This is a genomic window from Tatumella citrea (assembly GCF_002163585.1).
Lineage (GTDB): Bacteria > Pseudomonadota > Gammaproteobacteria > Enterobacterales > Enterobacteriaceae > Tatumella > Tatumella citrea.
The window spans coordinates 2,269,977-2,293,071 of the sequence record NZ_CP015579.1 but is presented as its reverse complement, the minus strand read 5'-3'; the positions used below and the strand labels follow the sequence as shown (position 1 = coordinate 2,293,071).

Genomic DNA, 23,095 nt, shown 5'->3' with positions numbered 1-23,095 from the left:
GGTTGCCGATATAAGCAGAATCATGCTTATTACAGAGGTCATTATGTTCAGTCGGATGAAAATCGTCACCAGTCTGTTATGTGTGCTTTGCCTGATGGCTATATTACAGATATTAAGCGGGGGCATCTTTTTTCAGATGCTCAAACACAGTAAAGACAACTTTTCGTTTAGTCAGGTATTGCGTGATCAGCAGCAATATATTACCGGAATGAGTAATGCGTTACTCGAAGCCAGAAATGATATCAGCCTTGCTGCGATTAGTTCACAACAGGTTACCGACCAGCAGCAACGCAGCAAAATGGTTTCAGATTTGCTGAAGAATGCCGGCAGCCAGATGAAACTGGCGGATGAAGAGTATCAAAATTATCTTGGTGCACTGACCGAAAGCGGCCAGAAGGATTCCCGCCAGCATGAACTGCAGAAAAGCTACAAAAGTTACCGCGAAGGGTTATTCAGTTTACTGACGCTGGTTGATGAAGGAAGAATTTCCGAATTTGTTAATTTACCAGTACTGGATAAACAAAAATTGTTTGAAGGGCATTACAACGGTTGGATCAAACGCAATGATGAGCTGACTGATAAGGGAATTGACCAAAGCAACGAAGATTTCCTGCATGCTGAATGGATGCTGGCAGGGATGCTGCTTGTCACCATACTGGTGGTGGGGCTGGTATGGATGGGAATGCACCGTATTTTGCTGAAACCACTACGTCAGGGTATCGAACATATTCGCCACGTGGCTAATGGTGATCTTACTCATGTCATAGAAGTGACCAGCAGTAATGAAATGGGTGAACTGCTCAGCACCGTGCGGTTTATGCAGCAGGAGCTGAGAAATACCGTAGGTATGGTCCGTGATAGCTCAGAGTCTATTTACACCGGAGCCAGTGAAATCGCTAATGGCAGTACCGATCTTTCAGCCCGCACCGAACAGCAGGCGGCCTCTCTGGAAGAAACCGCATCAAGCATGGAACAGCTGACGGCAACTGTAAAACAGAATGCGGAAAACGCCCGTCAGGCGTCACAACTGGCTCTGAACGCATCTGATACTGCACGTCATGGCGGAAATGTGGTTGATAACGTAGTGACCACTATGAAAGACATTGCCGGCAGTTCTAAAAAGATTGCCGATATCACCAGCGTGATCGATGGAATTGCTTTCCAGACTAATATCCTGGCACTGAATGCTGCCGTTGAAGCCGCACGTGCCGGTGAGCAGGGGCGTGGTTTTGCGGTGGTTGCTGGTGAAGTACGTAATCTTGCACAACGTAGTGCTCAGGCGGCTAAAGAAATTAAAATCCTGATAGAAGACTCGGTTAATCGTATCGACTCCGGCTCACAACTGGTGGAAAACGCAGGTACCACCATGGGTGAAATCGTGAATGCAGTGACCCGGGTGACCGATATCATGGGCGAAATTGCCTCGGCCTCAGAAGAACAGAGTCGTGGTATTGACCTGGTGAGTACTGCGGTGACCGAAATGGATCAGGTGACCCAGCAAAACGCGACCCTGGTTGAAGAGTCTGCTACTGCGGCGGCCACACTCGAAGAACAGGCCGGCTTACTGAAACAGGCAGTTGCTGTCTTCCGTATCGGGCAGGCGCTACCGGAAAGTGAAGTCAGGCTGTTACCCGGAAACTCTGGCCTCAGATCGCCGGTGGTACGCGGGCAGGACAGCGGGAATTCGGCTGATAACTGGGAAACTTTTTAAGCAAACTGTGAGTGCCGGGCAGCACCCGGCATCCGTCACGGACCGCCTCTGGTTTTGTGTCCGGGTAATCATAAACGGAACGGTTCTCCGTTGAATGACGTAAAGGATGGCGTTAGGAACTCATGGAAAAACAAGTAAACAGCTCTGTACGGCAGACCAAACCTGTTGCCAGCCAGTCACATAAACTGCTGTTATCCGAAGCGAATTTTCAGCGTCTTTGCCAGCTAATCTATCAAAGAGCGGGGATTGTACTGGCTTCTCATAAAAGGGAAATGGTCTACAACCGGTTAATGAGGCGGCTGCGTCTGTTGCAGATGAATGATTTCAGCCAGTATCTGGCCTTACTTGAAAGTCAGCCGAACAGCAGCGAATGGCAGGAATTTATCAATGCGTTAACCACCAATCTGACTTCATTTTTCCGCGAAGCCCATCATTTTCCACTGCTGGCCGAACATGCCCGCCAGCGTCAGGGATGCTACCAGGTATGGAGTTGTGCGGCATCGACAGGAGAAGAACCTTATTCAATAGCCATTACCCTCGCCGAAACGCTGGGGGCCGGCCCGGGTAAGTTTCAGGTGTATGCCAGTGATATTGATACTCAGGTACTGGAGAAAGCACGCAACGGGATTTACCGCAAAGAAGCTCTGGATGCGCTGTCGTCGGAGCAATTACAGCGATTTTTCCTGAACGGGAAAGGGCCGCAGCAGGGGCAGGTTCGTATCCGGCCTGAACTGGGTAATCTGGTGCATTTTTTCCAGCTTAATCTGCTGAGTCCTGACTGGAAACTGTCGGAGAAGTTCGATGCGATATTTTGTCGCAATATTATGATTTATTTCGATAAATCTACGCAGGTAGCCATACTCCGTCAAATGGTTCGCTATCTGAAGCCTGGCGGTTTGTTGTTTGCCGGTCATTCAGAAAACTTTAGTCAGATAAGTCAGGATTTTTGGCTACGAGGCAAGACGGTCTACAGCCTTGCTAAGGAAAGGCAATGAACAAAATTTCTGTGTTAAGTGTCGATGATTCGGCATTAATGCGCCAGCTGATGACAGAAATCGTGAACAGTCAGCCAGATATGGAGATGGTTGCCACGGCTCCGGACCCGCTGGTGGCACGTGAGCTGATTAAGCAATTTAATCCTGCTGTGCTCACCCTGGATGTGGAAATGCCACGCATGGACGGACTGGAGTTTCTGGAAAAACTGATGAGGCTACGGCCGATGCCGGTGATTATGGTCTCTTCCCTGACGGGAAAAGGATCCGAAGTCACCCTGCGGGCGCTTGAGCTGGGCGCTGTGGATTTTGTCACCAAACCCCAGTTGGGATTGCGAGAAGGTATGCTGGCCTATTGTCAGGTGATTGCCGAAAAAATTCGCGTCGCGGCCCGGGCGAGGCTGTATCGTCCGGTTACCGGAGCAGCTCCCCGGGTCCTGAACACTACCCCTATTCTGAGCAGTGAGAAACTGATAGCCATCGGTTCTTCGACCGGAGGCACAGAAGCGCTGCGGGTAGTCCTTGAGACCTTACCGGCAGCTTCTCCGGCAGTATTAATCACTCAGCACATGCCCCCTGGGTTTACTCATTCCTTTGCCGAACGCCTGAACCGCATCTGCCAGATCACGGTAAAAGAGGCTGAGGACGGGGAGCGGGTATTACCCGGCTACGCCTATATTGCTCCGGGGTCGATGCATATGGAACTGGGACGCAGCGGTGCTAATTACCAGATAAAGCTGCATGAAGGAGAACCGGTCAATCGCCATCGCCCGTCGGTAGATGTGTTATTTGACTCGGTAGCACGTTACGCAGGGCGCAATGCCGTTGGGGTGATCCTGACCGGAATGGGGAATGACGGCGCGGCGGGATTGCTGAAAATGCGTCAGGCAAACGCCTGGACGATAGCTCAGAGCGAATCCACCTGCGTGGTTTTCGGCATGCCGCGCGAAGCGATATTGCTGGAGGCCGCCTGTGATGTGGTCGATCTCGAAAAAATTAGTCAGCAGATGCTGACACACATCAGCCACGGACAATCGATTCGTATTTAGTGAACCGGGCCAAACTTAAAGGAAAGAACCATGGCGGACAGTAATTTACATTTTCTGGTTGTTGATGATTTCAATACGATGCGGCGCATCGTGCGTAATTTATTAAAAGAACTGGGTTACACCAACGTTGAAGAAGCGGAGGACGGTGCCGATGCTCTGCATAAACTCCAGGCCGGTGCTTTTGATTTCGTAATTACAGACTGGAATATGCCCAATATGGACGGGCTGGAACTGCTCCACAGCATTCGTGGCGACGCAAAATTATCAGAAATGCCGGTACTGATGGTCACTGCGGAAGCCAGGAAAGAGAATATCATCGCAGCTGCACAGGCAGGTGCCAGCGGGTATGTAGTTAAGCCGTTTACGGCGGCTATCCTGGAAGAGAAGCTGAATAAAATCTTCGAAAAACTCGGTATTTAGGGGGCGCTAATGAGCCATGTTCCACTGCCAGATAATGACAGGTCGGTACGTGACATTGTCACTAAAGTGGGGTCGCTGACACGAATGTTACGGGACAATCTGCGGGAACTGGGCCTTGAACAGGCAATCGCCGATGCTGCAGAAGCCATTCCGGACGCAAGGGACCGGCTCGATTATGTCGTGCAGATGACAGCTCAGGCTGCTAACCGGGCATTAAGCTGTGTGGAAGCAGCACAGCCTCATCAGGATCAGTTACAGCAACAGGCAACGGCATTATCGGGCCGTTGGGAGCAGTGGTTTGCTGACCCGATTGAGCTCACCGAAGCCCGGCAACTGGTGACAGATACCCGCCAGTTTCTGGCTGAGGTACCTGAGCATACGGCATTTACCAATCAGCAGTTGCTGTCAATCATGATGGCACAGGATTTCCAGGATCTTACCGGTCAGGTAATAAAACGCATGATGGAGGTGATTCAGGAAATTGAACGGCAATTACTGGTCGTGTTGCTGGAGAATATTCCGGACTCAGTGAGCCCTTCCACTGCCCGTGAAGACAGCCTGCTTAACGGCCCACAGATTGACAGTAATGCCAGCGGGGTCATCGCCAATCAGGATCAGGTCGATGATCTGCTTGACAGTCTCGGATTCTGATTTTTCGGCGGAAATCGCGGGTTGCCTGTGGCGGTCCGCTGATCCGCAGAATAGCCGGAAATTTCTCAGGATATACCTCCGATAGTCGTCTCTGAACTCTGTCATGCTCTGATTTTTGATCTTTAAGAGTACTTTCGTGGCAGATCAGGATAAGGACGATAAAACAGAAGCCCCCAGTGCACGGCGAATAGAGAAAGCCCGTGAAGAGGGGGATATTCCCCGCTCACGCGAACTGACCTCATTACTGATGCTACTGGCAGGTTTGCTGCTACTGCGCATCAGTGCCGAACCTGTTGCCGGTGCGATGAAAACTATGATGCGCAGCGGGCTACATTTTGGTCAGAGAATGGTTCGTGATGGTGACCCGTTGCTGCTGAGCAGCCGTTTGCTCTGGCAAAGTTGCCTGGCGGTATTGCCGGTACTATGCGGTGTGATGCTGGTTGCTGCCGCTGCACCTATGTTACTGGGTGGCATCTCGCTCAGCAGCAAATCCCTGAAATTTAATCCCGGCAGAATGAATCCGGTCAGTGGTTTCGCACGATTGTTCAGCGGGCAGATGGTTGCAGAACTGACCAAGGGATTACTCAAAGTGGTAGTCAGTTGCTGCACCGCCGGTAGCTACCTGTTCAGTCACTGGGATGCTTTTCTGGCGTTACTGGCAATGCCGGTCAGTGAAGCTATCCCCTGCGGACTGTCACTGGTGCTGCCATGCGGTATCTGGGTGGTGCTAAGCATGATTCCGATGGTCGGATTTGATGTGTTCTGGCAGTTATATAGCTATCAAAAAAAGTTACGAATGTCGCGCCAGGATTTGCGGGATGAGTATAAACAGCAGGAAGGTGATCCACAGGTTAAAAGCCGGATTCGCCAGCAAATGCGTGCGGCAGCCAGACGCAGGATGATGGCGGCAGTACCCACAGCGGATGTGATTGTGACAAACCCGACTCACTTTGCCGTGGCTCTGCAATATCAGGAAGGGAAGATGCATGCACCTAAGGTTGTCGCCAAAGGGCGTGACAAACTGGCTGCCCGAATTCGTGAGATGGCTGGCCAGCACCATATTCCTATGCTTGAGGCTCCACCACTGGCCAGGGCGCTGTATCGCCATACAGAACCTGGAGATTTTATTCCCGGAGCGTTATATGGCGCGGTTGCAGAAGTAATGGCATGGGTCTGGCAACTTCGTCGCTGGAGTACCGTGGGCGGAAGTCGTCCGGTAGCCCCCCAAAATTTGCAGGTACCACAACAAATGGATATGACAGGAGAGTTTTCACAGCATGGATAATCTGGCAAAGAAACTACGGCTGCCTGCACGCTGGAGCGATGTAGAGTGGCAGGTACTGGCAGGGCCGGTAATGATTCTGATGATACTGGCAATGATGGTATTGCCGTTACCCCCGTTTCTGCTCGATCTGCTGTTTACATTTAATATCGCGCTGTCAGTGATGGTTTTGTTGGTAGCCATGTTTACCCGTAAAACGCTGGAGTTTGCGGCTTTTCCTACCGTACTGCTGTTTGCGACGTTATTGCGACTGGCACTGAATATTGCTTCGACGCGAATCATTTTATTGCAGGGACATACCGGAGCAGCAGCGGCAGGTAAAGTTGTGGAAGCCTTTGGCCATTTCCTGGTGGGCGGTAATTTTGCTATCGGAATTGTAGTGTTTGTTATCCTGGTGGTGATTAATTTTATGGTAATTACCAAAGGCGCAGGACGTATTGCCGAGGTTGGGGCGCGTTTTGTGCTGGACGGTATGCCGGGCAAACAAATGGCTATCGACGCCGATTTAAATGCGGGTCTGATTGGTGAAGATGAAGCCAAAGCCCGGCGAAATGAAGTGACGCAGGAGGCCGATTTCTATGGCTCAATGGATGGTGCCAGTAAATTTGTTCGTGGCGATGCCGTTGCCGGCATTTTGATTATGGTAATTAACATCATCGGCGGACTGTTGGTGGGCGTGGTACAGCATGGCCTGGATGTCGGTCAGGCCGCCGCCAGCTACACATTGTTGACTATCGGTGACGGGCTGGTCGCCCAGATTCCTGCGCTGGTGATCTCTACAGCGGCCGGGGTGATAGTGACCCGGGTCAGTACTGACAGTAATGTCGGTGAACAGATGGTCACGCAGTTGTTCAGTCATCCACGGGTGATGTTACTGAGTGCAGCAGTGCTTGGACTGTTAGGGATTGTTCCCGGAATGCCTAATCTGGTGTTTTTACTGTTTACCGCCGGGTTGCTGCTGCTTGCCTGGTGGCTGAAAGGGCGGGAGGAACTACAGACAGCCAGTCGTCAGCAACAGCAACGCACCAAAACTCCAGAACCCGTGATAACCGACGTAAGTTGGGAAGATGTGGCACTTGAAGATCCGCTGGCGATGGAGGTTGGTTACCGGCTGATTCCGCTGGTGGATGAACTGCAACAGGGTGATTTACCTGGCAGGATTCGGGGTATTCGTAAAAAATTTGCCCAGGCGATGGGTTTTCTGCCCCCGGCCGTGCATATCAGTGACAACCTGAGCCTGCCGGCTTCCGGCTACCGAATAATCATGAAAGGTGTTGAAATTGGCCGTGGGGATGTCTGGCCAGGACGGTGGCTGGCGATTAATCCCGGCGGAGCCAGCGGGGAATTGCCCGGTGATATCACCCATGACCCCGCGTTTGGGCTGCAGGCAAAATGGATTGATGGTGCGTTACGGGATCAGGCTCAGACCCTGGGATATACCGTGGTAGAAGCCAGTACCGTAGTCGCTACCCACCTTAATCACCTGATCAGTCAGTACGCCAGTGAACTGTTCGGTCGTGAGGAAGCCCGGCTGTTGCTGGAGCGAGTGAGTCGTGAAATGCCTAAACTCACCGAAGGTCTGATCCCTGATCTGTTAACCCTGACCACGCTGCATAAAGTGCTGCAAAATCTGTTGAGTGAGCAGGTTTCTGTCCGTGATATGCGTACTATTGTTGAAACGCTGGCAGAACACAGTCCGGTGACTACTGACAGTGATCTGCTGACCAGCGCAGTACGTATCAGCCTCGGCAGAGCGATAACTCAGCAATGGTTTCCGGGCAATGATGAGATGCTGGTGATTGGTCTGCAACCCGCCACCGAAACTTTACTGCTACAGGTAATTCAGAGTGGCAGTGGTCTGGAACCGGGATTAGCTGAACAACTGACACTGCAGACGGCTGCTGCTATCACCACCCAGGAAGCGCAGGGCGTTTCCCCGGTCCTGGTCGTGCAGCCAGGTTTGCGCCAGTTGTTGTCCCGATATTTACGCCGCAGTTTTCCACAACTGGTGGTGATGTCAGCGGCAGAAGTGAATGCACACCGGCAAATCCGTCAGACTGCCACCATCGGCAATTCTCTGTGAACGCGAGACAGCTAATACTGTTGCTGACTGCTCTGCTGTCGGGGCCCGTGTCTGCTGCTGATATCACTGTCAGCGACCGTGTTGCGGGGCCGGCAGTGACTGCCAGAGGGCGATGGGTGGCTACATTACCGTTTCGAATCAGTTTGCCGCTTGATGCCCGGATTATTAACACAGGTTGGTTTTATCAGTTAACTGCTGCCGCTCCGGCAGGTTTTCAGGCACAGATCTGCAGGGGAAGAGATTGTATTCTGACGGATGCAGCACGAGGGATCAGTCGCTGGTTCAACGACAGCCATTCCGGCGAGGTGTTTTATTTACGATTTCGTACAGAGAGCGGGGCGGTTATCCCGCCTGCACTGCGGGTGAGTTGTGCAGAAATCCAGGTGACTTACCGGCAATCCCGCGACAGGACTGCCGGTCAGCAAAGCACCCTGCGCGCTGGCACAGGGTCGCCAGTTACATCCGTTCGACGGTATTAATACCCAGGGTATCCAGACCGGTTTTCAGAGTTCTGGCAGTCAGACTGGCCAGTTTCAGGCGGCTCTGGCGGGTGGCTTCATCTTCTGCTGCCAGAATCGGGCAGTGTTCATAAAAGCCAGAAAACAGTACCGCCAGTTCGTAGAGGTAAGAACACATCACATGTGGCGTGCCTTCACGGGCTACCTGCAATACTGTCTCTTCGAACTGTAACAGACGGGTAGCCAGTGCGGCTTCACGTGTTTCACCAAGGATAATCTTACCTTCGGTAGCCTGCTCACTGATGCCCGCTTTGCGGAACACTGACAGCACCCGGGAATAGGCATACAGGAGATACGGGGCAGTGTTACCTTCAAATGCCAGCATATTATCCCAGTCGAACACGTAATCAGTGGTACGGCTTTTCGACAGGTCGGCATATTTTACCGCACCAATACCAATAACTTCCGCCAGTTGCTGCAACTCATCTGCCGGCATATCAGGATTTTTATCACTGACCAGTTTCAGGGCACGTTCATGTGCTTCATCTAACAGATCTGCCAGCTTAATCGTCCCTCCCGCACGGGTTTTGAACGGACGACCATCTTTACCCAGCATCATGCCGAACATATGGTGTTCAAGAGGCACACTGTCCGGCACATAACCGGCTTTGCGGACAATGGTCCAGGCCTGCATCAGGTGCTGGTGCTGACGCGAGTCAATATAATAGAGTACGCGGTCTGCTTTCAGTGTCTCATAACGATATTTGGCGCAGGCAATATCGGTGGTGGTGTACAGGTAGCCGCCATCTTTTTTACGGATGATGACGCCCATAGGTTCGCCTTCTTTGGTTTTATACTCATCAAGGTAAACCACAACGGCACCTTCACTTTCAACCGCAAGGCCCTTTTGTTCGAGATCAGCGACAATTCCCGGCAACATAGAGTTATACAGACTTTCACCCATCACATCGTCGCGGGTCAGACTCACATTCAGACGGTCATAGTTATGCTGGTTCTGTGCCATGGTGATATCCACCAGTTTTTTCCACATCTGAGCACAGTATTCATCGCCACCCTGAAGTTTCACCACGTAACTGCGGGCGCGTTCAGCGAAAGCTTCATCCTGATCGTACAGCTGTTTAGCTTCGCGATAAAAAGCTTCCAGGTCGGACAGGGCGATTTCTGTCTGCTGTTCCTGTTGTTTCTTCTCCAGGAAGGCAATCAGCATACCGAACTGAGTTCCCCAGTCACCGATATGGTTGGCGCGGATCACATGGTGGCCAAGAAATTCCAGGGTACGGACTGAAGCATCACCAATAATGGTTGAGCGTAAGTGACCCACGTGCATCTCTTTCGCGACGTTCGGTGCAGAATAGTCAATCACGATAGTCTGAGGTTTGACCGGTGCAACATTCAGATTATCGGAAGCCAGTGCCTGTTCTGCCTGAGCGGCCAGCCAGTGCGGGTCCAGGAAGATATTAATAAACCCGGGGCCTGCGATTTCGGTTTTTACGGCAATTCCGTTCAGGTCAAGATGACTCAGCACCTGTTCTGCCAGTTGTCGCGGGGCCTGGCCCAGTTTTTTGGCTACAGCCATAATACCATTGGCCTGATAGTCACCGAACTGTGCTTTTGCGGACTGACGAACCTGTGCTTCACAGTCGGCAGGAGCGCCGGCTGCAATCATTGCCTGACTGATTTTTTCTGAAAGAATAGCCTGAATATTCACCGAATTACCTTCATAAGCTGTTATAACCTCTTACCGTACCTGCAACAGGCTGCTGCAGATAACATAAGAGGCAGTAATCGAAATTTAGTCGGGCAGTATACGTGAAAGCCCGGCGGACGTCAGTAGTCTGATGGGATCTGTGGGCAGAAGCCTGTGAGCCGGTTTAATCGCCAGACTTTACATGTGACAGCGGACCCGCAAAAATAGCGGCGCGGATTTTATTATTGACGGAATACTATGAGCGATTTTGCTTCTTTTGCCCGGTTGCTGCCGGATCTTGCGGATGACCTGCAACGTTTTGCCGGCGATCTCAGCCAGCTTGCCCATCGGCTGGGACTCTCCCTGGCAGACTTACAGCCTGATCACATCTCGGTACGTTGTCACCAGAATACGACGGCAGAACGCTGGTTTGAGGGACTTTCGCAACTGGGAGAGATGTTTTCCCGTGCGGAAATTAACCAGCGCCCGGTTTGCCTGTTCAGGTTACATCAGCCACTGCGTTTACTTAACTGGCATATGCATATTATAGAGCTACCCTGGCCTGGTAATAAGCATTACCCGCATGAAGGCTGGGAACATATTGAAGTGGTACTGCCCGGGGAGCCGGAAACTGTCGGGCAACGGGCGATGGCGCTGATTGCTGACCACGGTTTGACCCAGCCGGGAATCTCTTTTAAAACCAGTACTCCCGCGGGCCAGCACGATTGTCTGCCAAATCCAACCCTGGCAGTAACTGACGGTAAAACCACCATCAAATTTCATCCTTATACCCTCGAACAGATTGTTGCCAGCGAACAACAGCGCTAAGCAACAGTAGCCCGGACAGAAACGGGGGCAGAGTTCTGCCTCCGGCAACTTACTGTCAGCCCCGGTAATAACGCAGCGGGGACATTGTGAGAATAACCATCAGATTATTCTGGCAGTTATTTCATTTTTCTATGAAAAATTACCTGCTTATCGCTGTCACTGTGATACCGGTCGATCCTTTCTCTGCCATCTGGTGTCATTATTAGCCGTCACGTTAGACGGTCTGCTTACAGGTGAGTAGGCACCGCGACGTATCAATGCTACAGACACAACGACATTTGATAAGGAGAGGGTCATGACTACGTTGGAAATCTGTTGTTACGGTCCGGATTGTGTAATACAGGCAGCTGAGGCCGGAGCTGACCGTATCGAGCTCTGCGCTGCACCCCATGAAGGCGGACTGACCCCGTCACTGGGCGTATTACAGGAAGTGATAACACAGGTTTCAGTACCGGTACATCCGATTATTCGTCCCCGTGGTGGTGACTTTTGTTACAGCGAGGCTGAGTTCCGGGCGATTAAATCGGATATTGCTCAGGTAAAAGAGCTGGGTTTTGCAGGACTGGTCGTCGGAATTCTTGATCAGCATGCACACATTGATATAGCGCGGATGCAGCAGATTATGGCGTTGTGTGAGGGTATCCCAGTGACCTTCCATCGTGCATTTGATCAATGCCAGAATCCTTACCGTGCCCTGGAGGAACTGACCGATCTTGGAGTTGCGCGGATACTGACGTCAGGCCAACAGGAGCGGGCAGAGAATGGCCTGGCATTACTGGCTGAACTTAACGTTCGTAGCCGGGGACCGGTAATTATGGCCGGTTCAGGCGTCAGGCTGAGTAATCTGCACCGCTTTACCGGCGCGGGGCTGACCGAGGTTCACAGTTCAGCCAGCAAACCGGTCAGTTCACCAATGCATTATCGTAAAGCCGGGGTCAGCATGAGTTCAATTTCACCTGAAGACGAATTCACGCGTTATGTGGTCGATGGTGAAATGGTGGCAGCAATGAAAAGTATGATGCAGTAACCGGCAGGTCGCCGGTTACCTTGACTCAGGGTTTACTGGCGATCAGCACTGCCCGCAATGGTGCCGGGTAGCCTTCTACAGTCAGTTGTTGATCATCCGGATCGAGAAACTCCGCCAGTGATTCACTGGTCATCCAGTCGGTCCTGCGCTGTTCGTCGGTAGAGGTCAGAGCGTGATCTACGATACGTACATCAGTAAAACCGCATTTCTGTAGCCAGTTTTTCAGCGCGGCTGCGGAAGGCAGGAAATAGACATTACGCATCTGGGCATAGCGTTCACCGGGCACCAGAACGGTATGTTCATCGCCTTCGACCACCAACGTTTCCAGTACCAGTTCCCCCCCGCTGACCAGCTGATTTTTTAACTGCATCAGATGATCGAGTGGTGAACGACGATGGTAAAGAACGCCCATTGAAAATACGGTATCAAACGCGTTCAGTTCCGGAAGCTGCTCAATTCCTACGGGTAACAGGTGTGCGCGGTTATCATCGCCCAACAGCTTGCGAACAGCTTCAAACTGGCACAAAAACAGTTGCATCGGGTCAATGCCGACTACCTGAGCCGCGCCTTCGCCCAGCATTCGCCACATGTGGTAGCCACTGCCGCAGCCGACATCAAGTACTGTACGGCCAGCCAACGGGGAAATATGCGGCAGTACACGCTGCCATTTCCAGTCGGAACGCCATTCGGTATCAATGTCGGTGCCATACAGAGAATAAGGGCCTTTACGCCACGGCATTAACTGGCGCAGCAGAGTTTCGATGCCCTGGCGCTGGCGTGGTGTCAGATTATCGCTGTCGGCCGTTACACCATTTTTCAGATCACAACGTTCCGGGGTGAGTTGGGGCAGGTGATCGATGGCCTTTTTCCACAAACGGAAATGCCCGTGAAGATTTTCACGCTGCCACTGACTCAGTTGCGCCGGTAACACCTCAAGCCACGGAGCCAGTGGGCCGGTAGCGATTTGCTGATAAAAACGTCCAAAATCAATCATTTTATTGCCACAAGTGAACCAAAATTAAAACACTGAAACCATTGTTCGGCATGCCGGAATCCGGCGGCAGTCAGCCGTGACTTATGGGTCGCGACGCTGTCGGTTAGCATCACGTTCTCCAGCATGCTTCGTTTCTGGCTGATTTCCAGTTCACTGTAGCCGTTGGCGCGTTTGAAATCATGGTGCATATTAAACAGCAGGTCACCCATTGTCTGGTCTTCAAAACTAAATTTTTCTGAGAGAACCAGCGCTCCGCCCGGCAGCAGACCCTGATAGATTTTATTCAGTAATTGCTGACGTTCTGCCGGTTCAAGAAACTGCAACGTAAAATTCAGCACCACCAGTGAGGCATTGCTGATTTCCACCTGGCGAATATCATCCTCGATAACCTGAACCGGTGTTTGTGCCCGGAAAGCATCGATATGCCGACGGCAGCGTTCTACCATGGCCGGGGAATTATCGACGGCAATAATTTCACAACCCGGATGGTGAATATTCCGCCGTACTGACAGGGTGGCTGCGCCTAATGAACAGCCCAGATCATAGACACGGGTATCCGGCCGGACAAAACGCTCCGCCAGCATGCCTATCATTGAAATGATATTAGAATATCCGGGTACTGAACGCTGAATCATATCAGGGAAAACTTCAGCAACCCGTTCATCGAAAGTCCAGTCGCCTAATTTATCAATCGGCGCCGAAAAAAGTGTATCACGGTCAGACATCACACTATCCGCAAGGTCCTAAAAGCGGCTATTGTCGCAGAAACTGGCGCTGGCTGCATCCGTCACGGTTACTTTTAGTCTCCGCCCGGCAGAAATGCCATGATGAATGGCCCACAACTGACCACAGACTCAGAACAGGGCCGGCTGGTCCGGCCATTCCGGTAACGCCGGCAAACCCGCTGTGAGTGGCTGTAATTCAGGCCATAACTGGTGGAGTAACGGAAACACTTCGCCCATCTCCGGAGTGTGAATAAACAGCAGAGGTGAAGATTCGGACTGCCACTGCTGAAGCCGGGCAGACCAGTCATGAAACAGATTGACGGATGCCAGGGTTTCGTCACTGCCAATAAAGCGAATCATCGGTTGTCCGGCTGTGCGCAATGCATGAACCGGAACTTTGGGCTTTTTGGCTTTGGCATCGAGCGCCGCTGCGCTGACGGAAGCTGAGGCATGCACGGCCCGACTGTCGAGGATCACCCGGTTAACGCCGCGATCCGCCAGCCCCCGGTTCAACGCTCGTTCTGCCTCCCCGCGGGCAAAAAATTCAGGATGGCGGACTTCCACGCCATAACTGAATGCAGCAGGCAGTTGCTGCAAAAAGATCCATAACTGTGGTAACTGTGCCGGGGAAAAGCGGGCGGGCAATTGCAGCCAGTATTGGGCGATCCGGTCTGACAGCGGATCCATCCGGCGGAAAAATTCGTTGAGCAGTTCTGCACTATCACGTAGTTCGGCGCCGTGGCTTATGGTGGCCGGAAATTTAAAGCAAAACCGGAACTGACTGCCGGTCATCGCCCGCCAGCGCATCACTGTGTCGGCATCCGGCAAGGCGTAAAGTGTGGTATTACCCTCCACACAGTCAAAATGCCGGGCGTAATCTTCGAGAGTATGCAGCCCGGCGCGTTTCCACCAGGGATGTTGCCACTGAGGCAAGCCAATTCGCAGAGTCACCGGTTCTCCTTTTCAGACAGCATTTTATAGTGACAGGCGGGGCAGAGTAGCCTGAAACTGCGCAAAAACGAAAGCTTTAGGCACTGATTGTTGAGTAATCAACCGCTTTCATGTTGGCATACTTATCCTGTGGCAGTTTTTCCAGTATAATACGCCCCATTTTGCAGCCGGTGATTTTCGGTAAAGATTCCCGACACAGTTCAGGCCGCTGCGGCAAGGTCAAAAAAGGATAGCGTTATGCGTACAGAATATTGCGGAAAGCTCAATCTGTCCCATGTGGGTCAGAAGGTCACTCTCTCAGGATGGGTTAACCGCCGCCGTGATCTCGGCAGCCTGGTGTTTATTGATATGCGTGATCGTGAAGGCATCGTGCAGGTGTTTTTCGACCCGGATTACCAGCAGGCTTTTACGCTGGCGTCTGAATTACGCAACGAATTCTGTATCACCATCGAAGGTACAGTACGTGCCCGCGAAGAGCGCAACAGAAATAAAGATATGGCCACCGGTGATGTTGAAGTACTGGCAACCAGCCTGACGATTATCAATCGCTCAGAACCACTGCCGCTGGATTCCAACCACGTGAATACCGAGGAAGCACGGCTGAAATACCGCTATCTGGATTTACGTCGTCCGGAAATGGCTCAGCGCTTCAAAACCCGCGCCCGCGTCAGCAGTTTTGTACGTCGCTTTATGGATGCTAATGAGTTTCTGGATATCGAAACCCCGATGCTTACCAAGGCAACGCCGGAAGGGGCTCGTGATTATCTGGTGCCAAGCCGTGTGCATAAGGGCGAGTTCTATGCTCTGCCTCAGTCACCTCAGCTGTTCAAACAGCTGCTGATGATCTCCGGCTTTGACCGCTACTATCAGATTGTTAAATGTTTCCGTGATGAAGATTTACGTGCTGACCGTCAGCCTGAATTCACTCAGATTGACGTAGAAACCTCGTTTATGACCGCACCACAGGTGCGTGAAATCATGGAGCGGATGATTCGCGAATTATGGCAGGAAATTCGTCAGGTCGATTTGGGTGAGTTCCCACAGATGACTTTCGCAGAAGCGATGCGTCGTTTTGGGTCGGACAAACCGGATCTGCGTAACCCGATGGAACTGGTTGATATTGCTGATCTGCTGAAAGAAGTGGAGTTTGCTGTGTTCTCCGGACCGGCAAATGATCCTAAAGGCCGGGTTGCCGCGCTGCGGGTTCCGGGCGGAGCGCAACTGACCCGTAAACAGATTGATGAGTACACCAAATTCGTCGGTAACTACGGTGCTAAAGGCCTGGCGTGGATGAAAGTGAACCAGCGTGATGCGGTTCCTGAAGGTATTCAGAGCCCGGTAGCGAAGTTCCTGAGTAATGAAATTATTGAGGAAATTCTGCAACGTACTTCGGCAGCAGACGGTGACCTGATTTTCTTCGGCGCAGATAAAGCCAGTGTGGTGGCTGATGCCATTGGTGCGCTGCGTCTGAAAACCGGTCGTGACCTGCAACTGACAAATGAAAACAGCTGGGCACCTCTGTGGGTGGTTGATTTCCCAATGTTTGAAGAAGATGCAGAGGGCCGGATGTCAGCAATGCATCATCCGTTCACCGCACCACGTGACCTGACGCCTGAACAGCTGACTGCATCACCTACAGATGCCATTGCCAATGCTTACGACATGGTTATCAATGGTTATGAGGTGGGCGGTGGATCTGTGCGTATCCATAACGGTAAGATGCAGCAGGCAGTATTTGGCCTGTTAGGTATTGACGAACAGCAACAACAGGAAAAATTTGGCTTCCTGTTGGATGCACTGAAATATGGTGCACCACCGCACGCTGGCCTGGCATTTGGTCTGGACCGCCTGACTATGCTGCTGACCGGTACCGATAACATCCGTGATGTGATTGCGTTCCCGAAAACTACCGCAGCCGCGTGTCTGCTGACCGATGCACCTGGCCCGGCTAATCCGGATGCCCTGGAAGAGCTGGCTCTGCAGGTGGTGAAGAAAGAAAAGCCATCATCTGAGAACAAATAATGAAATATAAGCATCCGGTCTCGGTCCTGGTCGTAATTTATGCCCGGGATACTGGCAGGGTGTTGATGTTACAGCGCCGGGATGATCCCGGGTTCTGGCAGTCGGTGACCGGCAGCCTGGAGCCCGGTGAGCAGCCTGGCGAGGCAGCGGTCCGGGAAATAAAGGAAGAGCTGGGGATCGATATCCCGGCACAGGGGCTGGCGCTGACTGATTGCAGGCAGCAGATTAGTTTTGAGATCTTCCCGCATTACCGGCATCGCTATGCTCCGGGAGTGACACATAATCAGGAACACTGGTTTTTGTTGCCACTGCCGGATGAACAGGCGGTGATACTGACCGAACATTTAGCCAGCCAGTGGCTGCCTGCGGATGAGGCAGCTGAGCTGACTAAGTCGTGGAGTAACCGCGAAGCAATTGAAAAATTTATCGCCCGCTAATGCGTCAGGGCGATGTCATTGGATGAAAAGCGCATTCAGTTTTACGCGCTTTGTACCCGATTATCTGATAACGAGATAGTGAGAGACCAAACATATGGCCGGACACAGTAAATGGGCTAACACCAAACACCGTAAAGCGGCACAGGATGCCAAACGCGGGAAGATTTTTACCAAAATTATCCGTGAACTGGTTACCGCCGCCAAACTGGGTGGTGGCGATGCCGGTTCTAACCCGCGTCTTCGTGCTGCGATGGATAAAGCGCTGTCCAACAACATGACCCGTGACACGATGAACCGTGCTATCGCACGTGGCGTGGGCGGCGAAGATGACAGCAACATGGAAACCATCATCTATGAAGGTTACGGTCCTGGTGGCAGCGCCGTGATGGTGGAATGTCTGAGTGATAACCGCAACCGTACCGTTTCTGAAGTGCGTCACGCGTTTACTAAGACCGGGGGTAACCTGGGGACTGATGGTTCAGTGGCTTATCTGTTTAGCCGTAAAGGTGTGATTTCTTACGCACCAGGCCAGGACGAAGACACTATCATGGAAGCTGCACTGGAAGCCGGCGCAGAAGATGTGATGAGCTATGATGACGGCGCTATCGATGTGTTCACTGCCTGGGAAGAGTTAGGCAAAGTTCGTGATGCTCTGGAAGCTGGTGGACTGAAAGCAGATAACGCTGAAGTGACTATGATTCCATCGACCAAAGCAGAAATGGATGCCGACACTGCTCCTAAACTGTTGCGACTGATCGATATGCTGGAAGACTGTGACGATGTGCAGGAAGTTTACCATAACGGTGAAATTTCTGATGAGATTGCAGAAACCCTGTAATCTGTCATGCACAATAACCGCGACACAGGGCCGTTACTATGGCGATAATTCTGGGGATTGACCCTGGGTCACGCATTACCGGATATGGAGTTATCCGCCAGGTTGGCAGGCAACTGACTTATCTGGGCAGTGGTTGTATTCGCACTAATACCCCGGCGTTACCTGAGCGCCTGCGACTGATTTATGCCGGGGTTAGCGAGATCATTACTCAGTTTTCGCCGAACTATTTCGCCATCGAACAGGTGTTTATGGCGAAGAATGCAGATTCGGCATTAAAACTGGGGCAAGCCCGCGGAGCGGCGATTGTGGCTGCGGTAAATAATGAAGTGCCGGTGTTTGAATATGCCGCACGTCAGGTAAAGCAGACGGTCACTGGCACCGGAGCAGCGGAAAAAGCGCAGGTTCAGCATATGGTTCGTAATTTGTTGAAACTCCCTGCGAATCCTCAGGCCGATGCTGCCGATGCTCTGGCAATTGCCATTACCCATTGTCATATCAGTCAGAATGCAATACGGGTCAGTGATAATGCGTTATTACTGGCACGTGGCAGATTGCGCTGAAAAAGCAGAACACAAGACGAAGGCTGGATATTCATCCAGCCTTTTTTATGCTATAACCCACAGCAGTGCTTAAAACAGAAGGATACGCAGAGTGATTGGTCGGCTTCGGGGTCTTATACTGGAAAAACAACCGCCGCTGGTATTAATTGAAGCGAACGGGGTGGGTTATGAAGTTCATATGCCAATGACTTGCTTTTATGAATTGCCGGAACTGCAGCAGGAAGCATCAGTCTTTACCCATTTTGTGGTCAGAGAAGATGCTCAGTTACTGTTTGGTTTCAACAACCGACAGGAGAGAACCCTGTTCCGTGAACTGATTAAGGTTAACGGCGTTGGGCCAAAACTGGCACTGGCTATTCTGTCCGGCATGTCGGCTCAGCAGTTTGTTCATGCTGTTGAACAGCAGGAAATTGGTGCGCTGATTAAACTGCCTGGTGTGGGTAAAAAAACCGCTGAACGGCTGGTGGTAGAAATGAAAGACCGCTTTATAGGGATGCATGGCGATCTGTTCTCCGGTGACACGCCGTTTGAGTTGTCTGCACCTTCATCCGCACCGTCAGAAGCGAATGATGCCGAAGCCGAAGCAGTATCTGCATTGGTGGCACTGGGCTATAAGCCTCAGGAAGCCAGCCGGATGGTCAGTAAAGTCGGGCAGCCCGGCGCTGATTGTGAGACATTAATCCGTGAAGCATTACGTGCAGCGATATAAGGACCACTATGATAGAAGCTGACCGTCTGATCTCCGCTGCGCCGCAGAGCGAAGAAGAAAGTCTGGACCGTGCTATTCGCCCGAAGTTGCTTGATGAATATGTCGGGCAGCCCCAGGTGCGGGAGCAGATGGAAATCTTTATCAAAGCGGCCAAAATGCGCAATGATGCTCTGGACCATTTGCTGATTTTCGGGCCACCCGGTCTGGGGAAAACCACGCTGGCCAATATTGTCGCCAACGAAATGGGCGTTAACCTGCGTACCACTTCCGGTCCGGTCCTGGAGAAAGCAGGGGACCTGGCAGCGATGCTGACTAACCTTGAACCCCACGATGTGCTGTTTATCGATGAGATCCACCGCTTATCACCGGTAGTTGAAGAGGTGCTCTATCCGGCGATGGAAGATTATCAGCTGGATATTATGATCGGCGAAGGGCCTGCGGCCAGATCGATCAAAATCGATTTACCCCCGTTTACTCTGATTGGTGCCACCACCCGGGCCGGTTCACTGACATCACCGCTGCGTGACCGCTTCGGAATTGTGCAGAGGCTGGAGTTTTATCAGGTTGCTGACTTACAGAAAATTGTGGCGCGCAGTGCAGCCTGTCTGGGCTTACCACTGTCTCCGGAAGGGGCTCTGGAAATAGCACGCCGTGCGCGGGGTACACCACGTATTGCTAACCGCTTATTGCGCCGCGTCCGTGATTACGCAGAAGTGCGGGCCGACGGAGAGATGAGTGGAAATATCACTGCCAGCGCACTGGATATGCTGAATGTTGACAGTGAAGGTTTTGATTATATGGACCGTAAACTGCTGCTGGCAATTATCGACAAGTTCACCGGCGGGCCGGTAGGGCTGGATAATCTGGCGGCGGCCATCGGTGAAGAGCGGGAAACGATTGAAGATGTTATCGAACCCTATTTGATTCAGCAGGGCTTTATTCAGCGCACTCCCCGGGGCCGGATGGCCACACAGCACGCCTACCGGCATTTTAATATTGTTCGTGACGAGTAAACGACAGATAATTTCAGAAGGTGCAGAGCGCACCTTCTGAAAGCGATTTACACGGCGTTCTTTTTGAGCAGACTCAGCATAAACAGCAATGTTGCACTGAGCACCACTGACGGACCCGCAGGGGTATCATAGAAGGCGGAAAAAGCCATTCCTCCGGTGACAGCCAGCATCCCGCAGATTACTGCGAATCCGGCCATTTGCTCAGGTGAACGTGAGAAGCGCCGTGCCGCAGCCGCAGGGATAATCAGTAATGAAGTGATAATCAGTGCCCCGACGAACTTCATGGCTACTCCTATCGTCAGCGCTGTGGTCAGCATTAACAGGATTCGGCAACGTTGCAGATTAATGCCTTCTGTCTGTGCAAGTTCAGGACTAATGGTCATGGAGAGCAGTGAACGCCACTGCCACAGCAAGATTGCAACCACCGCCAGTACGCCACCCCCAATTATCCACAAATCGTCGGGTGTTACCGACAATAAGTCTCCGAACAAATAGGCCATCAGATTCACTCTGATGTTCGACATCAGGCTGACTACCACCAGGCCGAGTGATAATGCACTATGGGCCATGATTCCCAGCAAAGTATCGATAGCCAGCTGCTGTCGGTGCTCAAGCAATACCAGCAACAACGCCAGCAACAGTGTGATTCCAATCACGGCATAATAGGGATTAATATTTAGCAGCAGGCCGAAAGCTACCCCAAGTAATGAAGCATGGGCCAGGGTATCGCCAAAATAGGACATGCGGCGCCAGACAACAAATGAGCCGAGCGGACCGGCCGCCAGCGTCAGTAACATACCGCCCAGCCAGCCAGGCAACAGGAGTTCAATCATCAGTGCTCATTCCTTTTACGTAACACAATCCGGCCTTGCAGGTCATGGCGATGATTATGGTGGTGGCGATAGATGGTCAGCTCTTCTGCCCCACGCGGGCCAAACAGGGCGATAAATTCCGGATGCTGTGTAACGACTTCCGGAGTGCCTGAACAGCAAATGTGATGATTGAGACAGAGCACATCATCTGTCCTTGCCATTACCAGATGCAGGTCATGGGAGACCATCAGCACTCCGCAGTTCAATTCATGGCGCAGCTGATTAATCAGATCGTAAAGTGCAACCTGACCATTAACATCAACACCCTGCGTCGGTTCATCTAACACCAGTAATTGCGGACGACCGGGTAATGTGCGGGCCAGCAGTACCCGTTGCAGTTCTCCACCGGAAAGTGTCTGTAACGCGGAGTATTGCAGATGCGCTGCCTGCACCCGGATCAGTGCCGGTAATACATCGGCGGCTTTCACCCGAGGGGAGAGACGCATAAAACGGTCTACTGTGAGTGGCAGTGTAGGATCTATATGCAGTTTTTGAGGGACATAGCCGGTCGTCAGACCATTTAACCGGCGAACGGAGCCCTTGTCGGGCTTCAGTAAACCCAGTATCAGGCGCACCAGTGTCGATTTCCCGGCGCCGTTTGGCCCCATCAGTGTCAGAATTCTCCCGGCTTCAATTGACAGGGTGATATTGCTCAAAACATTACGGTGACCAAAGTCTACCGAGATATTGTCTAATGCGACCAGTTCAGTCATGGCTTTTACAGTTTGCAACAAAATTATAATGTTATAATATCACAATTATTGTCGGTATTCTGAAGGTTTGAATCAAAATGTTACATTTAAAATCGTGCTATTTTTCGCTGCTGTCTGTGCTGGGTTTCAGCGGGTTATTTCCGGCAACTGTTCACAGTGAAGTGGTCACTTCTGTCAAACCTCTGGCCTTTATTGCTGCAGCCATTGCCGACGGGGTGACCCCGGTAAGTGTGGTACTGCCTGATGGTGCATCTGAGCATGAATATGCACTGCGGCCTTCTGAGATAAAACGTATAAAAAACGCAGAGTTAGTGATATGGGTTGGGCCGGAGATGGAAGCTTTTATGACCCGTGCAGTGGCGGGCTTACCGGCCGGGAAAAGTATGCAACTTGCCGCACTACCCGCGGTAACCCCGCTATTAATCAAAGGAGATGATGATGATCATGATCACGGTCTTCATCATGATGAGCACGTATCCTCAGCTACGGAGAACTCTGATGTTCATCATTCTCATGGTGAATATAATATGCATATCTGGATGTCACCGCAGATAGCGGAAGCATCGGCGATTGCAATTCATGATAAATTGTTGGAACTTATACCAAATCGTAAAGACCAACTGGATGCCAACCTGGAATTATTTAAAGCCGGGCTGGCTCAGACCGATAAACAAATACGTGCCCGGCTGGCACCGGTAGCTCACGAAGGTTACTTCGTTTTTCATGATGCTTATGGCTATTTTGAAAACTATTTCGGTCTTTCACCGCTGGGACATTTTACTGTGAATCCTGAAATCCAGCCCGGAGCTCAGCGATTACATCAAATCAGAACACAGTTGGTTGAGCAAAAGGCCGTATGTGTCTTTGCTGAGCCACAATTCAGGCCAGCCGTTATAGATGCGGTTGCCCGTGGTACGTCGGTGCGTAAAGGTACTCTTGACCCGCTGGGAATGAATATCAGTGTCACCCGAGAGAGTTATGTGCAATTTTTGTCACAGCTGTCTGTTCAGTACACGAGCTGCCTGAAAGGAGCATAAAAGGAAAACAATTTA

At 51.7% G+C, this 23,095-nt stretch carries 23 protein-coding genes; 17 read left to right on the top strand and 6 right to left on the bottom strand.

Going from position 1 to position 23,095, the window contains the following annotated elements; genetic code table 11:
• Nucleotides 1-43: 43 nt before the first annotated feature.
• The 8 genes from A7K98_RS10935 (at nt 44) to A7K98_RS10900 (ending at nt 8,667) form a co-directional block, all read left to right on the top strand.
• On the top strand, nt 44-1,711 hold the full coding sequence (locus A7K98_RS10935; protein WP_087490466.1) for a methyl-accepting chemotaxis protein: 1,668 nt from the start codon (nt 44-46) through the stop codon (nt 1,709-1,711).
• A gap of 122 nt (nt 1,712-1,833) precedes the next feature.
• Nucleotides 1,834-2,706, top strand: coding sequence for a protein-glutamate O-methyltransferase CheR (gene cheR, locus A7K98_RS10930; RefSeq protein ID WP_087488587.1), 873 nt, complete (start codon nt 1,834-1,836; stop codon nt 2,704-2,706).
• Nucleotides 2,703-3,752, top strand: a complete 1,050-nt coding sequence (locus A7K98_RS10925; RefSeq protein WP_087488586.1) for a protein-glutamate methylesterase/protein-glutamine glutaminase — start codon at nt 2,703-2,705, stop codon at nt 3,750-3,752. Before cheR ends, A7K98_RS10925 begins: the two co-directional genes overlap by 4 nt.
• 30 nt (nt 3,753-3,782) lie before the next feature.
• Nucleotides 3,783-4,172: a chemotaxis response regulator CheY gene (cheY, locus tag A7K98_RS10920; RefSeq protein ID WP_087488585.1), complete on the top strand. Its 390-nt coding sequence runs from the start codon at nt 3,783-3,785 to the stop codon at nt 4,170-4,172.
• Between the two features lie 9 nt (nt 4,173-4,181).
• The gene (cheZ, locus tag A7K98_RS10915) at nt 4,182-4,823 is read left to right on the top strand and encodes a protein phosphatase CheZ (protein WP_087488584.1); all 642 of its coding nucleotides are present in this window, start codon (nt 4,182-4,184) and stop codon (nt 4,821-4,823) included.
• Nucleotides 4,824-4,959: 136 nt separating this feature from the next.
• On the top strand, nt 4,960-6,108 hold the full coding sequence (gene flhB / locus A7K98_RS10910; RefSeq protein ID WP_087488583.1) for a flagellar biosynthesis protein FlhB: 1,149 nt from the start codon (nt 4,960-4,962) through the stop codon (nt 6,106-6,108).
• Entirely contained in the window at nt 6,101-8,188 is a 2,088-nt protein-coding gene (gene flhA / locus A7K98_RS10905; protein ID WP_087488582.1) for a flagellar biosynthesis protein FlhA, read from the top strand. The genes flhB and flhA overlap by 8 nt, the downstream gene beginning before the upstream one ends.
• 47 nt (nt 8,189-8,235) lie before the next feature.
• The gene (locus A7K98_RS10900) at nt 8,236-8,667 is read left to right on the top strand and encodes a flagellar protein FlhE (protein ID WP_157665922.1); all 432 of its coding nucleotides are present in this window, start codon (nt 8,236-8,238) and stop codon (nt 8,665-8,667) included.
• Here A7K98_RS10900 and argS read toward each other — a convergent pair.
• On the bottom strand, nt 8,645-10,375 hold the full coding sequence (argS, locus tag A7K98_RS10895; protein WP_087488580.1) for an arginine--tRNA ligase: 1,731 nt from the start codon (nt 10,373-10,375) through the stop codon (nt 8,645-8,647). The genes A7K98_RS10900 and argS overlap by 23 nt on opposite strands.
• A gap of 237 nt (nt 10,376-10,612) precedes the next feature.
• On the opposite strand from argS, the gene A7K98_RS10890 reads away from it, so the two are divergent.
• Together A7K98_RS10890 and cutC are read left to right on the top strand one after the other, a co-directional pair.
• A complete protein-coding gene (locus A7K98_RS10890) occupies nt 10,613-11,182 on the top strand; it encodes a VOC family protein (RefSeq protein ID WP_087488579.1) in 570 nt (189 codons plus the stop codon).
• A gap of 295 nt (nt 11,183-11,477) precedes the next feature.
• Nucleotides 11,478-12,209, top strand: coding sequence for a copper homeostasis protein CutC (cutC, locus tag A7K98_RS10885; RefSeq protein WP_087488578.1), 732 nt, complete (start codon nt 11,478-11,480; stop codon nt 12,207-12,209).
• A 25-nt stretch (nt 12,210-12,234) separates the two neighbouring features.
• Here the strand turns inward: cutC and cmoB are convergent, their stop codons facing one another.
• From cmoB to A7K98_RS10870, 3 genes are all read right to left on the bottom strand, one after another.
• Entirely contained in the window at nt 12,235-13,203 is a 969-nt protein-coding gene (cmoB, locus tag A7K98_RS10880) for a tRNA 5-methoxyuridine(34)/uridine 5-oxyacetic acid(34) synthase CmoB (protein WP_087488577.1), read from the bottom strand.
• Complete coding sequence (gene cmoA, locus A7K98_RS10875; RefSeq protein ID WP_087488576.1) at nt 13,200-13,928, bottom strand: carboxy-S-adenosyl-L-methionine synthase CmoA; 729 nt, start codon at nt 13,926-13,928, stop codon at nt 13,200-13,202. Before cmoA ends, cmoB begins: the two co-directional genes overlap by 4 nt.
• A gap of 129 nt (nt 13,929-14,057) precedes the next feature.
• Complete coding sequence (locus tag A7K98_RS10870; protein WP_087488575.1) at nt 14,058-14,879, bottom strand: DUF72 domain-containing protein; 822 nt, start codon at nt 14,877-14,879, stop codon at nt 14,058-14,060.
• Between the two features lie 237 nt (nt 14,880-15,116).
• On the opposite strand from A7K98_RS10870, the gene aspS reads away from it, so the two are divergent.
• The 6 genes from aspS to ruvB all read left to right on the top strand — a co-directional run bounded on the left by aspS (nt 15,117) and on the right by ruvB (nt 20,458).
• Nucleotides 15,117-16,901, top strand: a complete 1,785-nt coding sequence (gene aspS, locus A7K98_RS10865; protein WP_087488574.1) for an aspartate--tRNA ligase — start codon at nt 15,117-15,119, stop codon at nt 16,899-16,901.
• On the top strand, nt 16,901-17,338 hold the full coding sequence (nudB, locus tag A7K98_RS10860; RefSeq protein WP_087488573.1) for a dihydroneopterin triphosphate diphosphatase: 438 nt from the start codon (nt 16,901-16,903) through the stop codon (nt 17,336-17,338). The genes aspS and nudB overlap by 1 nt, the downstream gene beginning before the upstream one ends.
• A 94-nt stretch (nt 17,339-17,432) precedes the next feature.
• Nucleotides 17,433-18,176, top strand: a complete 744-nt coding sequence (locus tag A7K98_RS10855) for a YebC/PmpR family DNA-binding transcriptional regulator (protein ID WP_087488572.1) — start codon at nt 17,433-17,435, stop codon at nt 18,174-18,176.
• Between the two features lie 38 nt (nt 18,177-18,214).
• Nucleotides 18,215-18,736: a crossover junction endodeoxyribonuclease RuvC gene (gene ruvC, locus A7K98_RS10850; RefSeq protein ID WP_087488571.1), complete on the top strand. Its 522-nt coding sequence runs from the start codon at nt 18,215-18,217 to the stop codon at nt 18,734-18,736.
• A 91-nt stretch (nt 18,737-18,827) separates the two neighbouring features.
• Nucleotides 18,828-19,445, top strand: coding sequence for a Holliday junction branch migration protein RuvA (gene ruvA, locus A7K98_RS10845; RefSeq protein WP_087488570.1), 618 nt, complete (start codon nt 18,828-18,830; stop codon nt 19,443-19,445).
• Between the two features lie 8 nt (nt 19,446-19,453).
• Nucleotides 19,454-20,458, top strand: a complete 1,005-nt coding sequence (ruvB, locus tag A7K98_RS10840; RefSeq protein WP_087488569.1) for a Holliday junction branch migration DNA helicase RuvB — start codon at nt 19,454-19,456, stop codon at nt 20,456-20,458.
• Nucleotides 20,459-20,505: 47 nt separating this feature from the next.
• On the opposite strand, the gene znuB is transcribed toward ruvB, so the two are convergent.
• A complete protein-coding gene (znuB, locus tag A7K98_RS10835; RefSeq protein ID WP_087488568.1) occupies nt 20,506-21,291 on the bottom strand; it encodes a zinc ABC transporter permease subunit ZnuB in 786 nt (261 codons plus the stop codon).
• Complete coding sequence (gene znuC / locus A7K98_RS10830; protein WP_087488567.1) at nt 21,291-22,043, bottom strand: zinc ABC transporter ATP-binding protein ZnuC; 753 nt, start codon at nt 22,041-22,043, stop codon at nt 21,291-21,293. The genes znuB and znuC overlap by 1 nt, the downstream gene beginning before the upstream one ends.
• Before the next feature lie 77 nt (nt 22,044-22,120).
• Here znuC and znuA point away from each other — a divergent pair, with 77 nt between their 5' ends.
• Complete coding sequence (gene znuA / locus A7K98_RS10825) at nt 22,121-23,080, top strand: zinc ABC transporter substrate-binding protein ZnuA (RefSeq protein WP_087488566.1); 960 nt, start codon at nt 22,121-22,123, stop codon at nt 23,078-23,080.
• Nucleotides 23,081-23,095 lie beyond the last annotated feature (15 nt).